The organism is Nostoc sp. NZL (assembly GCF_015714705.1).
GTDB classification, from domain to species: Bacteria; Cyanobacteriota; Cyanobacteriia; order Cyanobacteriales; family Nostocaceae; genus Nostoc; species Nostoc foliaceum_A.
In genome coordinates this window covers 1-14636 of sequence record NZ_WBKL01000135.1, presented here as the reverse complement: position 1 = coordinate 14636, position 14636 = coordinate 1, and the positions used below count along the sequence as shown (strand labels likewise).

Below are 14636 nucleotides of genomic sequence, written 5' to 3'. Positions count from 1 at the left end.
TTCTCAAACAGTGGACTTAATTGGCTATAAGGCTTTAGCCCCAACACTTGTGCCTGTTTCTGTGTGATTATTATTTTACCCACAATGCTCTTGACTACTCGTTTTCTGCCAAGTTCTGTTCCTGTGACTTGTTTGATAAAAAAAAAGCAATTTTTGGACTGACTTGCTCTAGCATCTTTGTCCTTACTGCTTTTTCTATACTCTCAAAGCTTGTCAACTCTTCTGTTGGCGTATTCCGATAAAGAATTTCTGCTGCTTCCTGCAAACAGGTTTCCAAACGTTTGAAGTCTTCAGGGTTCATAGTAATTGCACTTGCCGCTCTTGTTGCCAGTGTAACTTTTTTCCCAAAATTATACCTGTATTTGCAAAGGTGAGATGCTCCCATCAGCATTTTGGGATATGGCGCGATTTAGCAAAAGAGAAATAGAAGGTATCTCATCCCTAGAAAGCATTAAAACTAGTATTGGAATTGCCAGCCAGCTAGTCTTTAACGCAAAGGATGTAATGGAAATTTCCAACCTGTTACAAAAAGGTGTTGCCAGGGAAATAATGTTAACAAATCTTGGTCGCTTATCTTATCAAACTGATTTTGGAGCTTTAAAACTGGAAGGTATTTGGGGACCCTTAGCTTTATCGGGTTACAAGGGCGATCAAACAATTGGGGTTACAACAACCAACGGATCAATGCGCCTGGTGCATGTTAGTCGGATTCCGTTAAAATCTCTGTTGAGCGTTGCAGAAAATATATTGATAGCGGCTTGTACATAATCAGCTTATTAAAAAATAAGGCAGCATCGATTTGATAATGTGATCAGAGAAAGATATATGTCCAAACAACTCAAATACGATCGCCGCCGATTTTTGGGCGCTGCGGCCATGGTTATTGCCGCCGCCGATCTTGTCATTATCGGTTCTGCGGGCGCACAATCTGGCAATATAAATGCGATTAAGCCAGGGACAAACACCTCATTGGGCGCACTAAAGCAGATCGATGCCGGCGTCTTGAATGTTGGATACGCTGAAGCCGGCCCCAGCTATGGTAGGTCATTCTTCTGCACGGCTGGCCCTACGATATTCACAGCTTTGTCGATGTCGCCCCTTTGTTGGCGTCGGCGGGCTACAGGGTGATCGTGCCATATCTGCGCGGTCATGGCACGACGCGCTTTCTTTCGAGTGGAACGTTCCGGAATGCCCAGCAGTCGGTGGTCGCTCTCGATATCATCGCTTTGATGGATGCTCTCAAGATCGAGAAGGCGATCCTCGCTGGTTATGATTGGGGAGCGCGGACGGCCAACATCATCGCGGCGCTTTGGCCGGAGCGCTGCAAGGCGATGGTCTCGGTGAATGGATATCTGATTAACAACCTTGAACGCAACAAGCTGCCGTTGCCGCCAAAGGCTGAATAGGGATGGTGGTATCAGTATTATTTTGCCACAGAACGCGGTCGAGCGGGCCTCAACGCAAATCGGCGCGATCTTGCGAAGCTCATCTGGAAGTTCAATTCTCCGAAATGGGACTTTAATGATGCCACATTCGATCGCACCGCAGCGTCCTTCGATAACCCAGATTACGTCAGCATTGTGATTCATAATTACCGCTGGCGGTTGAGCCTGGCTGAAGGCGATCGACAATACGACGATTTGGAAAAGCGACTTGCTGAAAGTCCAATCATCGCTGTGCCCACGATCACCCTTGATGGTGATTCCGATGGTGTTGCGCCAGCCTCAGATGGAACATCCTATGCTAAGAAATTCTCTGGTAAACGCTCGCACCGAATTATCAAGGGCATCGGTCACAATCTGCCTCAAGAAGCCCCACAGGCCTTTGTCAAAGCTGTTGTCGAAGTCGATGGTTATTGATTGACGTTAGCCTAACGATCAACGGCGGATTCAGAGCTTTAAGTACTCTTTCTCATAAAGGTTTATTAACCATGTTTGATCTCGACCAAACTATCAAAGATCGGCACTCAACCCGAAAATTCTTATCCAAACCCGTGGCGCGAATTTTACTTAATGAAGCTCTTGCTCTAGCACAGCTCGCGCCATCGAATTCCAATACCCAGCCGTGGCGGGTAGTATTTGCTGAAGGTACTCGCCGCGATCGCCTGAAAACGGCTTTGCTAAATCAAGCTCAGAATTTTGACGATTCTCAGTTACCCAAAATCGCTCAACTGCCGGAAGCATTCCAGCATTACCGCCAGAAACTGGGTGAACAAGTTTATGGAGCAATGGGCATTGCTCGTGAAGATAAAGCGAGTCGAGAACGAGCCGTTCTGCGTAATTACGAGTTTTTTGATGCACCAGTGGTCGGTATCGTCTGTATGCACCGAGAACTGGGCGATGCGGATGCTTTAAGTGTAGGTATTTATTTACAAACGCTGATGTTGAGCCTGACTGCTCGTGGACTTGGTACTTGTGCTCAGGTTTCGCTAGCAGCTTATCCCGAAGTCATCCGCAGTGAGTTGAATATTTCACCGGAACTATCGATTTTATGTGGTTTAGCCGTTGGCTATACTGATCCTGATTTTCCCCCTAATCATCTGCATATTAAGCGCGATCCCATTGAGAAAAATATTTCGTTTCTCAACGATCTTGAGCTAGCACATAGAAGTGATTGGAATACGTAATTGCCTAGCTGTACAGTGCCGAATTAAATGGCAAGGGGACAAATTCATGTTATCAAACAAGTCTGATTGCTCCACAGTTTCAATGATTGATATTGATTAAATTTACACGTCTTCTGTAGGTACTCGAAGCTAATCGCTAGAAGTGCGAGGTTCACACACTTGATGACATTAATTTGACACTACCACAAATAAAAAGTCACTGTACAGCAAAGAAATATTCAGAACGTCTGACGGTGCTACATTGAGCTACATCAGCATGGGTCAAGGAAAACCGATCGTGATGCTTCACGGTTGGTCGCAATCGGCAGAACAATTCAAATATCAAATTCCCGTTTTTGCCGAACACTATCAGGTGATCGCGGTCGATTTGCGAGGACACGGTGAGTCAGAAAAAGTATCGTTCGGTTATCGAATCTCTCGCCTATCCAAAGATATTCAGGAATTGATCGGCGCTCTACAACTTGAAAAGCCACACCTATTAGGTCACTCAATGGGATGTTCCTTGATCTGGAGCTATCTCGATCTATTTGGATTAGATGAGATTGATCGATTAGTGTTGGTCGATCAATCTCCGCTGGTCATTTCGCGATCGCATTGGAACGCTCAAGAAATAGCAGAGTCTGGGGCAGTGTTTACTGCCGAACAAGTCAATGCAGCAGTACACACTCTAGAAAACGGCAACGCTCTTGAAATGACTCGAAACCTCCTGACTTCAATGGTGATGCCAGCGATATCAAAAGAACAGTTTGAGTGGATTGTTGAGTGCAATCAACGCTTGCCACGAGCGATCGCTGCGATGCTGCTATACAACCATCTTCATACAGACTGGCGCGATCAAATTGTGAGGATTCGCAAGCCAACTCTGATTATTGCTGGAAGAAAAAGTATAATCCCGTGGACATCGCAAGTCTGGATCAATCAAAGCATCCCTCACTCTGAGTTGGAAATTTTTGAAGCGGCTGAAGGCGGTGGACATTTCATGTTCATCGAGAATCCAGAAAAGTTCAACCGACGAGTTTTGCAGTTCTTATCGCCATCACTTGAAGTTAGCTAGGAAAGCCAAACAGCAGGGCTGGACACCTTACCCCTGGAGCATATAAAACACGAGATAAACTTGAACGCTAAAAAATTTTGCAACAAAACTGTAAACTTAACTTTTTAAGACAATGCAAGCGAGGTAATTTATAAACAAAGGCGAACTAGTGGATGCTGTAGCAGCAAAGGCCAACGTCACAAAAAAGCAAGCTGATGAAGTAATCAGTGCTTTTTTGTCAGTTGTTACCGAGGCTGTACCTAATGGTGAAAAGGTAACGCTCATAGGGTTTGGTTCATTCGAGCGACGGGATCGCTCAGAACGCGAAGGGCGTAATCCGAAAACCAATGAGCCAATGACAATTCCAGCGACCAAAGTGCCTGCATTTTCTGCTGGGAAACAGTTTCGGGAGAAAGTAGCACCTTAACCAATACAGATGTATTTACTTTACTAGTATTAATTCAATCACTGTTGATTGATTGCATTGTCTACATCAGCTAATGTTTCATACTGTTTACAAGGCAACCATTTCAAGGCTCGCAGGACTTTCTCATCAACACCTTTTTCCTCAGCATACTTAACCAAGTCTTTTTTGCTGAGTGGATAGTTAACTGCAATCAAGTTTTTCTCTAATTGTATTGGACTGATTTTAGTAATGAATATTTCATCAATTAAGTTGGCCACATCAGCCAGGGTTTCATATTGTTTTGAAGGCAACTTCTTCAAGATTCGTAGGATTTTCTCGTCAATACCTTTTTCTTCAGCATACTTAACTGTAACGACCTGCAATACTAATCGCTCAAACCTGCAATCAAGACATTTTCAAACCAGGATTAACTGCAACTATAATTACGCTTCAGCCAGGATTAATTGCAACTGAACCAGGATTAATTGCAACCAACCTGCAATCATCCGTTTGAACCAGGATTAATTGCAACTAATCGAAAGTCCAGTCAAACTGTAGGCAAGACAGTTTTCTCAAAAAACGCCCTAATTTACAAACAAAAGTATTTAAATTTCAGCCAGGATTATCTGCAACTATAAGGTAAAATAAACGGTCGTTTTTTTTTAACCGTTATTACCACCCAGATTGTGAATCAGAAACCGAATCAAGTTTAGTAACGAAACTCGGTAATTATATCAAAGGCAACATACGCTGTTAAATAACGAGTATATATACTTGTTGAGGTTCAAAGTATGTTGATAGGCTACGCCCGAATTTCAACAGATGACCAAAATCTGAATCTGCAAATGGATGCTTTGCAGCTTGCTGGTTGTGAAAAAATTTACTTCGACCGTATAAGTGGTGCAAAAGCAGCAAGACCTGGACTCTCTCTAGCATTGGAGGTAGCACGGAGTGGTGATGTTTTGGTGGTATGGCGGCTCGACCGCTTGGGAAGGTCGCTTAAAGACCTGATTGAAACAATGGAAACCCTAGATAAGCGAGGAATTGGTCTTTCTAGCTTGCAAGAATCCATCACCACCACAAATAACAGCGGCAGGTTGATTTTCCATTTATTTGGCGCATTAGCAGAATTTGAGCGCAACCTAATCCGCGAACGCACAACTGCTGGACTTGTAGCAGCGCGTTCGCGCGGTCACAAGGGAGGAAGACCAAAAGCCCTTGACCCAGCTAAACGCCAATTAGCAGTAAAGCTTTATACCGAAGGTCAACACACCATTATTGAAATATGTAAGTTGATGGGAATTTCCAAACCAACGCTCTACAACTATATTGCAGAGATAAATAACTAACATGGTACATAAGCAAATCCCGGCAGAGGCACTGCTCAATTTACGCCACCGCCTCGATGGGTTGCCTAGTCGTTGCCAAGAGCGTCGAATTCTCATTGAAGAGACAGCAGCACTGTATGGTGTGTCAAGCGATACTTTATATCGGGCTTTGCGTAACTCATCACGCCCAAAATCCATCAACCGCTCAGATAGTGGGACACCCAGAAAACTTTCGCTCTCTGATATGGAACGTTACTGCGAAGTCATCGCCGCAATGAAAATCCGTACCAGTAACAAAAAAGGACGACATGTCTCTACAGTGCGGGCTATTGAACTGTTGGAAGAATTTGGAATGGAGACACCCGATGGTTTTGTCCAACCGCCCAAAGGCGCGTTAACTAGAAGCACTGTCAATTATTACTTGAAAACCTGGGGGTATGACACTGAACGTATGACTAGGCAACCGCCTGCGGTACGTTTTCAAGCAGAATACAGCAACGAATGTTGGCATTTCGACCTCAGCCCATCCGATCTCAAACACGTAAAACACCCATCATGGGTGGAACCGGGTAAGGGTAATCCACTACTGATGCTGTATAGCATTGTCGATGACCGTAGTGGTGTATGTTACCAGGAATATCACTGTGTTTATGGGGAGGATGTTGAAGCTGCATTACGTTTCTTATTTAATGCGATGACGGTGAAAACAACCGATGGATTTCCCTTTCATGGGATTCCAGAGATGATTTACACGGACAACGGGCCAATTTCTAAAAGCCACGTATTTCAAAATCTGATGGATTGCCTGAGAATTAAGCTAGTCACGCATATGCCCAATGGCAAGGATGGTCGTAGGGTGACAGCTCGTTCCAAAGGCAAAGTAGAAAGACCGTTTCGGACGGTTAAAGAAGCCCATGAGACTCTGTATCACTTTCATGAACCGGAAAGCGACGTTGAAGCTAACTTGTGGTTACGCCAGTACTTGTTGCATTACAACGACAAACCACACCGCATAGAACCGCATTCGCGGATAGAAGATTGGTTGCGAAATATACCCCAGTATGGTTTACGTTCAATGTGTAGTTGGGAGCGATTCTGTAACTTTGCCCGCGAACCGCAACGTAGAAAGGTTGGTTCAGATGGCAGAGTATCAATTGAGGGCGTAGCTTACTTACGAGGTAGAGCCAGACTTGGCAGGTGAAACCGTAGTGCTTTGGTGGGGTTTATTTGATAACGAGCTATACGTTGAGTTTAGCGATCGCCGCTACGGGCCATTTTACCCAGTTGATGGGCCCATCCCCCTACACCGCTACCGTAAATTCAAGAAAACCAAAACTGAAGAACGGGCAGATAAAATTGCCGATTTGGCTAAAAAGTTGGGCTTGCCACGGACGGCTTTAGACAAAAACGCGGATCTACAATTTCTGGTGGATAAGTACAAGGAACTTACGCCAACCGTCACACCTTTTAATGACCCCGACCCATACCAAGAATTTACTTATCCCACTGTACTGTTTGCTAAAAGGGCGATTTCCGATTATCTCGCTAAACCGTTGGCTAAATTGTCTACCGAACAGTTGGCATTCATTGATGCACTGTTAGCTGAAACTTTGAATAAAAAAGCGATTATTGAACGAGTGCGGCAATATTTCCACTCAAATAAAGGAGGGGAACACAATGCTCACTGAAGTCATGGAACACTTTCGTTTGATTAAGGAGTTTCCCAAGGCTGGGTACTACGAGACAGACCACCAAAAACAAATGTTTAAGGATATTAAATCCGCCATCCATTCCGGGAAGTTAGTTGCCATAACTGGAATTATCGGGTGTGGGAAGACGACTACTTTACGACGTTTGTTTGATGTTTTGGAGAAAGAAGGTAAGATTCTAGTCTCAAAGTCCCTTTCTGTGGATAAAGACCGAGCGACGCTACCAACACTAATTGCTGCCTTATTCTACGATTTATCCACAGATAAAGAAATTAAAATCCCAAAAGACGGCGAAAAACGAGAACGGGAACTGCGCGACCTGATTAGAAAAGGTAAAAAGCCCGTGGCGCTATTTGTGGATGAGGCTCACGACTTACATTACAGTACTTTGACGGGACTCAAACGTTTAATCGAAGTAGTTGAAGATGGTGGTGGCACACTTTCAGTGGTATTAGCTGGTCATCCCAAACTGAAAAATGATTTACGCCGTCCAACTATGGAAGAAATTGGATATCGAGCAACGGTCTTCTCTTTAGAGGGTATTGTTGGTAGCCAGCGAGAATATATTGAATGGTTAGTATCTAAATGCAAAGAAGAAGATACTCAAATAAGTGATATCTTGTCGGCGGAAGCCATTGAGCTACTTGCCATACGCTTGAGAACACCACTACAAATCGAGCAACATTTGACACTAGCTTTCGAGGCTGCATACCTCTTTGGAGAAAAACCTGTTACCACGGCGATTATTGAGTCCGTTTTATCTAAGCAAATTGACGACTTAGAACCCACCTTAACCCGGCATGGTTATGACGTGAGGGGCTTGGCGGAACAGTTTAATGCTAAACCTGCTGAAATTAAATTGCTGTTTCGCGGACAACTTGACCCGGCGCGTTCGCGTGAATTGCAAGAACAAATGCTAGCGGCAGGGCTGCCGCTTTGAGTGGATTAAAAACGCAAGAAAAATGGAAGTATTTATAGTTGCAATTAATCCTGGTTCAAACGGATGATTGCAGGTTGGTTGCATTTAATCCTGGCTCAGTTGCAATTAATCCTGGCTGAAGGGTAATTATAGTTGCAGTTAATCCTGGTTTGAAAATGTCTTGATTGCAGGTTTGAGCGATTAGTATTGCAGGTCGTTACACTTAACCAAGTTTTTCTTGCTAAGGGGATAGTTAACTTGGTTCAAATTTTTTTGTAGCTGTACTGGATTCAGTTTAGCCATAATAAATCTCCTTATGGTCTGACGCTGTGGATTCACTGAAGAGAGTGAAAAAAATCAGTAAAAGTCAGCTTGTACAATTATGCTCTCGTAGTAGCCCATACAAAGCTTACTTTGTAAGTTTTGTACATTGATCAGATTCGAGTAGTACCGGATTGGCAAGCGAGTGTTTTCCTATTTTCACCGGATGACTACTGTTTAATTGACAAATGAAACTTAACGATGCGCTATCTCTAGCGTGAGGCAGATACTCTAGAAGATTTATCCCTCTAAGGGAATATTTAGCAGATGAGCGAAAGTCGTATTTATCAAGACTTGTTTATTATATTTCTATGGATAGTAGAATGCAAGACCATATTCACTTAATATGATCTTTAATAAAAGTCGCTAGCTAGCATATATTTTAAAACCCGCACTTTAGCAGTAGAGTGCGGGTTTTAAATTTGTATTTCCTCTTTTTCAAGAGAAAATACCCAGTACGCCAATTTGAGGACATATAGATATATTAGATATTTGCAATCAGTTATATTAATCTCTCTTCAGTTTTTCAGCTTCAGTAATAGCTTGTTCTAAGAAAAATTTTGCATCACCGAGTTGCCTAGCATCTAAGAGGAACATCTCGAAAATATGCATGAGATTACCCCACCCCCAATACGGTTCGGTTAAAGGGGAAAGCGGAAAGGGGAAAGGTTTTAGATTGATTCCTTTACCCCTTACCCCAAAACCAATTCCCAAACCACAAGGAAAGTGAAGAGTGCTTATCCGAACCTGACCCCACCCCAAAGCGTTCATGCTCTTGATTTCGAGGCATTGCGATTGCCTAATATTACTTTCTTTTCGGCTTGGGATGGGAATAATTACAAAGGATGTGGGGCACCAAAAGAACTAGATTCAAGAAGTGGTGAAATCAAATCAATGCGTACCGCCAAGACTCACCGACGTAGGGGTGTCGCCTCAAACATTCTTGAACACATCATAAAAGAAGCCGAACGGTGTGCTTAGGAAGCTTATGATATCTTCTCAATCACCTCATCACTCATCTTAATTTGGTTTTTTCCTATATTACGTTTCAGCAAAAAAATACCCGCATCATGTGCTTGCTGACCACCTTCACTAAAGCAAGCATCCTCGATAATGACTGGTTCAATACCACGCTCAAAAGAGTCAATTGCTGTCTTCAAAATACAGCTATCAGTTTCAACTCCACAAAGATATATTTTGCTGATTTGATTAATCAAAATAAAACTCGAAAAATTCTCTGTAAATGCAGAGTAATAATGTTTATCGAAAATACTATTTATATATGGCTGAAGTTCATCAATAATGCTCGTTTCTAGTTCATGTATCAACTTTGACCAATGAATGAGCTTGACATAATTACTGTTAGTAGTATTGATAAATCTGGTGAATTCAACGAGTTTACCAGCCGCTAGAAATCGTTCAATTAGTTTAATGACAGTAGGAATAATCTGTCTGCATTTCTCCGACATAAACCCATTTTGCATATCTACTACAAGAAGGATTTCCTTTATTGGTGCCATAATTTATTTAGATTAAGAGTTACGAAGTTAAATAAAACAATATTATAAAAGACGACATCCGCGACTTTGAGTGGATGCCCTGGCGGACAACAGGACATGGTTACTGGGATAGGGTGCGGAGTAAGGAAATCTGGGGATAGAGCAGCAATCGCTAGACGGAGCATAGTCATCGCCTAAGAGCAATCGATTTTCTCTCTTATTGCCGAAAGCCTTTCTGATGTGGGCTATTGGGGTAGCTAGCTATTTCCAATAGCAGACGACGTTGTAGCACTTCTAGAATTTATCCTTGGTACGCACCCAAGGTTTTTCCTCAAAGAGACACTGGTATTCTTTTGGCAATTATGGCTACGGTTATTCCTGACTCGCTTCAGTGTTGATGAGCAATTAAAAAAATTAAATTATACAATTAACATCCGGAAAACAAAGATGAAGTTAGGAAAAATAATGAAGATATGATTGTAACTTTCTTTGATTGAGTTCATATAAAAGGCTTTCACAATGGTTACTACTCCTGTATACTATTTGCAAATTCTGGACAATTCGAATATTGAAATTTCTCAAGATCAGTTGCGATCGCTTTTAGGAGAAATAGAAGTACAACTGCATCGTAGCGGAGTTTATCGACGTGCTTTAGCGATTGTGCAGAAGTTAATAGGTGAACAAACAGATCAGGCTCAAGATTTATTAAAAGCTGTAGGTAGAGAAGCGATCGGGTTAGCATTTCAACAATTTGCCCAACAATCTCAAAAAGTTGAAACAGTTACAGATACCAAGCAAGCCACAGAAACAGTCGATTCTTCACCAGAGATACAGCAGGAGCATTGCACTCTCCGAGAGGAACCCTCTAAAAATACAGCAGAAAATTCGCTGTGGAAAAAACCACTACAATTGCTTAATCATCAGAGAATTTCTCAAGCTGAACTTGCTGGACAAGCTGAACTTGCAGCCCAACAACGCATGGTGTGCCTACGTCAAATCGGGCAACAACTCCAAAAAACCCGTCAATCCAAAGGGCTTTCTTTGGACCACATTCAGCTTTCCACTCATATCCGAACGGAGCTGATAGAGGCATTAGAAAACGGCAACTGGAAAGAATTATCAGATGACATTTTTGTACGTGGATTTATACGACGTTATGGAGATGCTTTAGGACTTAATGGTGTTGCTTTAGCTGCTTCTTTGCCATTCCTAGCAGCTATACCAGTAAGGAGGCCCTTTTCGGATCAATCTAAAAAAGGAATGGGATTGGAAATTCGTCCGACGCATTTATATGTAGGTTATACAGCTCTTCTTGCTGGTGCAATGGGAGGATTAGCTCTGATGTCCCAGCAACAAGCAAATACCAATATATCAAATGAGCAAGATAACTCTTCTTCTGTTTTACAATCGTTAAAACAACAATCCCCTACTGTTAAACCAGGGATTAAATCTACTAACACTGGTGTGGCTGTCGGATCTGATATTTCCCCACCAGAAGTATTATATTAACGAACTGCACCTGCCTGATAACGGCTCTCGTGTGGGCTACGCCGCCAATTTTAACCATTCGGGGCCCGTGCAAAAATAACTTGAACAAACCTTCAAGACCTAATGCGTAACAGTGTTGACCAGACAGATCCCGCCAATTCATGTTTGTTCAAGTTATTCCAGCGGGGATGCTTAAGCAGTATCTTCCTAGCGTAGTAAAACTTGCTAGAGGTATCTTGGAATCGTAGAAAACTCGTTTGAGATTGTCTTTTTAGCAAACACAATTAAGGTTTTAATCTCGACCCTCAAGTTAATTTTACCGTTCTAAGAAAAAAATTAAGAGTTATTGCTGGGTTTGCAAAAGCAAAGTTAAATAGTTAACAGCCTATCAGTAAGAAGAGATTATGACTACTGACAACTTCATCATCCGCCCAATGAATAGGTCGGAAATAGATTTAGCGATTAGTTGGGCAGCAATTGAAGGTTGGAATCCAGGCAGGTATGATGCTCAATCTTTTTATCAAACTGACGAAGGCGGTTTTTTATTGGGTGAGTTGAATGGTGAGCCGGTGGGATGCATTTCTGCTGTAGCTTACGATCAACACTTCGGTTTTCTAGGTTTTTACATTGTGAAACCCCAGTTTCGTGGACAGGGGTTAGGTATGAAAATTTGGAAGACAGCAATGAAGCATCTGGGTGCTGACCGTAACATCGGCTTGGATGGCGTAGTAGCTCAACAAGATAACTACAATAAGTCTGGTTTCCAAATCGCTTATAACCATATTCGTTATGAAGGGGTGGGTGGGGGTGTTGTACCTGCTGGGATCGTAGAACTGAAAACAGTACCTTTTGAAGATTTGGTGGCTTACGATTGTCAACTTTTTCCTTCTAAGCGTTCGCTGTTTCTGCGACATTGGATTGAACAGCCAGAAAGTAATGCTTTTGGGTTTCTCAAAAATGGATATCTTGTTGGCTATGGAGTTATCAGGTCTGCTCAGACAGGTTTTCGGATTGGGCCACTGTTTGCTAATGACGAACAAATTGCTGAAGCATTGTTTCAAGCCCTGCTTGCACAAAATCCGGATTTCCCAGTATTTCTTGATGTGCCAGATCCCAACTTCCAAGCGATTGCTTTAGTTCAACGTTACCAATTGCAGCCAGTCTTTCAAGTGGCTCGGATGTACAGTAAAGAAATTCCTAACTTACCTATTAATCGCATCTTTGCTGTGACAAGTTTGGAACTTGGTTAGAGACGGATAAACAATGTGGATGCAATGATTCCTATATGATTTCCCAATTTCTCTAACTTCAAAAAAAAGTTGAAATTGCTTGTCTTTTTCTCATTCATGTAACAAAGCCAAATCAAGCTCCAAACCCAGCTTCTATAACTTGTTTAGAAGTTGGCTAAAATTTTTATTTGACGAGCTATAAAAGAGCAATAATGTAAAGAATAGTTACTAAATAACCTTCCTGTGTACTCGATAGTGATAGTTTCTTTAACTTGATATATAAATCAGATTTGATTTTTGAAAAAACGACCTATTCTAAAGCTTATGCATAAAAAAATTGCTATTCCTATTTTAAGTCTTATGTTTGCAACGCTCATGCCTAATGTGGTAGGTGCTGAGACTGTGATGCAAAAAGTAAAAAGAACAGGGGTATTAACAGCTGGTACTAGTAGAGATGCGCTACCTTTTGCCTATGTGAATAGTCAAGGAAAGTTAAATGGCTATTCTGTAGATATGCTGACTCTAATTAAAGAGCAATTAGAAAAAGACCTGGGGAAAAAAATTAAACTGCAATTAGTTGGTCTTAGCCCCTCTGAGCGGATTCCTAAAATAGTTAATCAACAAGTTGATATTGTGTGTGATGCTAGTAGTTTTACATGGAAGCGAGATAAAAAAATAGACTTCTCTGTCAGCTACGGTGTGACTGGAACCCAATTGTTAGTTAAGGAAGGAAGTAATCTAGGTTCCCCTGAATCCCTTATTGGTAAGCAAATTGGTGTGTTGGCGGGAACCACGAATGAGCAGGCGATCGCTCATGTACAACCCCAAGCTAAACTAGTGTATTTTAAAACGAGGGCAGAGGGATACACAGCTTTGCAAGAAGGTACTATTGATGCTTTCTCATCTGATAGTATTCTTTTAGAGGGATGGCTGCAACAGCAAAAAAATCCAGATGCTTTTAAAATTGTACCCGATCGCCCCTATTCACGAGAAGGTATTGCTTGCATGGTGCCAGAAAATAACTCGAAATTCTTGGATACAGTCAACTATTCTCTGGTCAAGTTCATGCAAGGATTCGTCAATGGAAATCAGCGATATGTCGCTATTTTTGACCGTTGGTTTGGAGCGAATGACACTGTAGCGCTCAATCGGGATTTACGTGATTTGGTAGTGGAAACTATGCAATTGGTCATAGAATTTCATGAGGAAGTTCCCAAAAGTGACCTGTAAAATAATCGGTTTTCCCCACAAAATCATTGGGTTCAGGAAAACAATGAGCAAATATCAATGCAGCACAACAGGAAAAAAATGAACTACCCCGCCCATCTATGAAGCTCAGGGCAAACACAAGTAAAAAATGAAACACTTGCTGAATAAGGATCTTGATGAAAAAACAGCCTAAATTATGAAACGTCCAAACCCTTGCTATTAAGGGATTCTTGTACTTTAGATGCGTTTGCCATGCTATGAAGATGGACGGGGTAGTTCATTTATATTCCGGATCAGACTGATGCTTGGGAGTGTATGTATAAAAAAGAGAACTACATTCCCAGATGATTAACCAAATTACCGCCTTAGAATCGTGTTGGCATATTTCTCCTGAATGGGGTCAGTCCATGCCTCCCCTAGCAGTGAAAATGTTAGAAAAAGTTTTGTTGTCAATCTCAGATTTGTCAGGCTACTGCTGTGGTGTTCAGTGGGAAAGACAGGAATGGATTTATGCAATTGTTTGCCAGAATGAAACTCTCTACTTAGCTGAACAAGAATTTCATAGAACCAATGTACTAGAAAAGTCCACTGTTTCTACTCCAGCTTTTAAATTGGGGGACATAGTTGAGGTCAGGGTTAGCGCGTCTCAAACGCTATTGACAAGCGGACTTGCCTGATCAGCAATCAGGTTGGAAACAAAGTGGCACAATCCGAGCTAGGGTAAGATTTAATCCATCTAGGTGCAAGGTTCGAGTAATGTCAACCGGATTTGAGAACAAGAAAAGCAAAACCAAAGCATCTTTTGCACATAGCATAGATAGCAAAGACATTACCACTAAATTTCAGGAATATTTTACACAAGTAAAAGA

17 protein-coding genes and 1 pseudogene are annotated in these 14636 nt (G+C 42.0%); 14 read left to right on the top strand and 4 right to left on the bottom strand.

Going from position 1 to position 14636, the window contains the following annotated elements; translation table 11 throughout:
- Positions 1-94: 94 nt before the first annotated feature.
- Positions 95-301: a hypothetical protein gene (locus F8R90_RS19445; protein WP_196510761.1), complete on the bottom strand. Its 207-nt coding sequence runs from the start codon at positions 299-301 to the stop codon at positions 95-97.
- Positions 302-375: 74 nt separating this feature from the next.
- On the opposite strand from F8R90_RS19445, the gene F8R90_RS19440 reads away from it, so the two are divergent.
- The 6 genes from F8R90_RS19440 to F8R90_RS19415 all read left to right on the top strand — a co-directional run bounded on the left by F8R90_RS19440 (position 376) and on the right by F8R90_RS19415 (position 4086).
- Complete coding sequence (locus tag F8R90_RS19440; RefSeq protein ID WP_196512042.1) at positions 376-768, top strand: hypothetical protein; 393 nt, start codon at positions 376-378, stop codon at positions 766-768.
- A 278-nt stretch (positions 769-1046) separates the two neighbouring features.
- Positions 1047-1406 carry an alpha/beta fold hydrolase gene (locus F8R90_RS19435; protein ID WP_196512045.1) on the top strand — a complete coding sequence of 120 codons (360 nt, stop codon included), beginning with the start codon at positions 1047-1049 and terminating at the stop codon, positions 1404-1406.
- A 198-nt stretch (positions 1407-1604) separates the two neighbouring features.
- A complete protein-coding gene (locus F8R90_RS19430) occupies positions 1605-1859 on the top strand; it encodes an alpha/beta fold hydrolase (RefSeq protein ID WP_196512041.1) in 255 nt (84 codons plus the stop codon).
- Between the two features lie 71 nt (positions 1860-1930).
- Positions 1931-2626, top strand: coding sequence for a nitroreductase (locus F8R90_RS19425; RefSeq protein WP_196512040.1), 696 nt, complete (start codon positions 1931-1933; stop codon positions 2624-2626).
- 256 nt (positions 2627-2882) lie between these two features.
- Complete coding sequence (locus F8R90_RS19420; protein WP_196512039.1) at positions 2883-3680, top strand: alpha/beta fold hydrolase; 798 nt, start codon at positions 2883-2885, stop codon at positions 3678-3680.
- 130 nt (positions 3681-3810) lie between these two features.
- On the top strand, positions 3811-4086 hold the full coding sequence (locus F8R90_RS19415; protein ID WP_196512044.1) for an HU family DNA-binding protein: 276 nt from the start codon (positions 3811-3813) through the stop codon (positions 4084-4086).
- Between the two features lie 38 nt (positions 4087-4124).
- Here F8R90_RS19415 and F8R90_RS19410 read toward each other — a convergent pair whose 3' ends face one another.
- Positions 4125-4448, bottom strand: coding sequence for a DUF2795 domain-containing protein (locus tag F8R90_RS19410; RefSeq protein ID WP_196512038.1), 324 nt, complete (start codon positions 4446-4448; stop codon positions 4125-4127).
- Between the two features lie 408 nt (positions 4449-4856).
- Here F8R90_RS19410 and F8R90_RS19405 point away from each other — a divergent pair, with 408 nt between their 5' ends.
- From F8R90_RS19405 to F8R90_RS19395, 3 genes and pseudogenes are all read left to right on the top strand, one after another.
- Positions 4857-5414: a recombinase family protein gene (locus tag F8R90_RS19405; protein WP_196512037.1), complete on the top strand. Its 558-nt coding sequence runs from the start codon at positions 4857-4859 to the stop codon at positions 5412-5414.
- Between the two features lie 16 nt (positions 5415-5430).
- Positions 5431-7081, top strand: a pseudogene (locus F8R90_RS19400) (IS481 family transposase).
- On the top strand, positions 7071-8042 hold the full coding sequence (locus F8R90_RS19395; protein WP_196512036.1) for an ExeA family protein: 972 nt from the start codon (positions 7071-7073) through the stop codon (positions 8040-8042). The pseudogene F8R90_RS19400 and the gene F8R90_RS19395 overlap by 11 nt, the downstream one beginning before the upstream one ends.
- An 807-nt stretch (positions 8043-8849) precedes the next feature.
- On the opposite strand, the gene F8R90_RS19390 is transcribed toward F8R90_RS19395, so the two are convergent.
- Positions 8850-9056, bottom strand: a complete 207-nt coding sequence (locus F8R90_RS19390; RefSeq protein WP_196512035.1) for a hypothetical protein — start codon at positions 9054-9056, stop codon at positions 8850-8852.
- Positions 9057-9068: 12 nt separating this feature from the next.
- Between F8R90_RS19390 and F8R90_RS32950 the strand changes: the two genes are divergently transcribed.
- Entirely contained in the window at positions 9069-9323 is a 255-nt protein-coding gene (locus F8R90_RS32950; RefSeq protein ID WP_331000686.1) for a GNAT family N-acetyltransferase, read from the top strand.
- Between the two features lie 5 nt (positions 9324-9328).
- On the opposite strand, the gene F8R90_RS19380 is transcribed toward F8R90_RS32950, so the two are convergent.
- Complete coding sequence (locus tag F8R90_RS19380; protein ID WP_196512034.1) at positions 9329-9862, bottom strand: isochorismatase family cysteine hydrolase; 534 nt, start codon at positions 9860-9862, stop codon at positions 9329-9331.
- Between the two features lie 498 nt (positions 9863-10360).
- On the opposite strand from F8R90_RS19380, the gene F8R90_RS19375 reads away from it, so the two are divergent.
- The 4 genes from F8R90_RS19375 (at position 10361) to F8R90_RS19360 (ending at position 14444) form a co-directional block, all read left to right on the top strand.
- Positions 10361-11350: a helix-turn-helix domain-containing protein gene (locus F8R90_RS19375; RefSeq protein ID WP_196512033.1), complete on the top strand. Its 990-nt coding sequence runs from the start codon at positions 10361-10363 to the stop codon at positions 11348-11350.
- 383 nt (positions 11351-11733) lie between these two features.
- The gene (locus F8R90_RS19370) at positions 11734-12579 is read left to right on the top strand and encodes a GNAT family N-acetyltransferase (protein WP_196512032.1); all 846 of its coding nucleotides are present in this window, start codon (positions 11734-11736) and stop codon (positions 12577-12579) included.
- Positions 12580-12882: 303 nt separating this feature from the next.
- On the top strand, positions 12883-13788 hold the full coding sequence (locus tag F8R90_RS19365; RefSeq protein ID WP_196512031.1) for an amino acid ABC transporter substrate-binding protein: 906 nt from the start codon (positions 12883-12885) through the stop codon (positions 13786-13788).
- A 323-nt stretch (positions 13789-14111) separates the two neighbouring features.
- Positions 14112-14444, top strand: coding sequence for a DUF1392 family protein (locus F8R90_RS19360; RefSeq protein ID WP_196512030.1), 333 nt, complete (start codon positions 14112-14114; stop codon positions 14442-14444).
- Positions 14445-14636 lie beyond the last annotated feature (192 nt).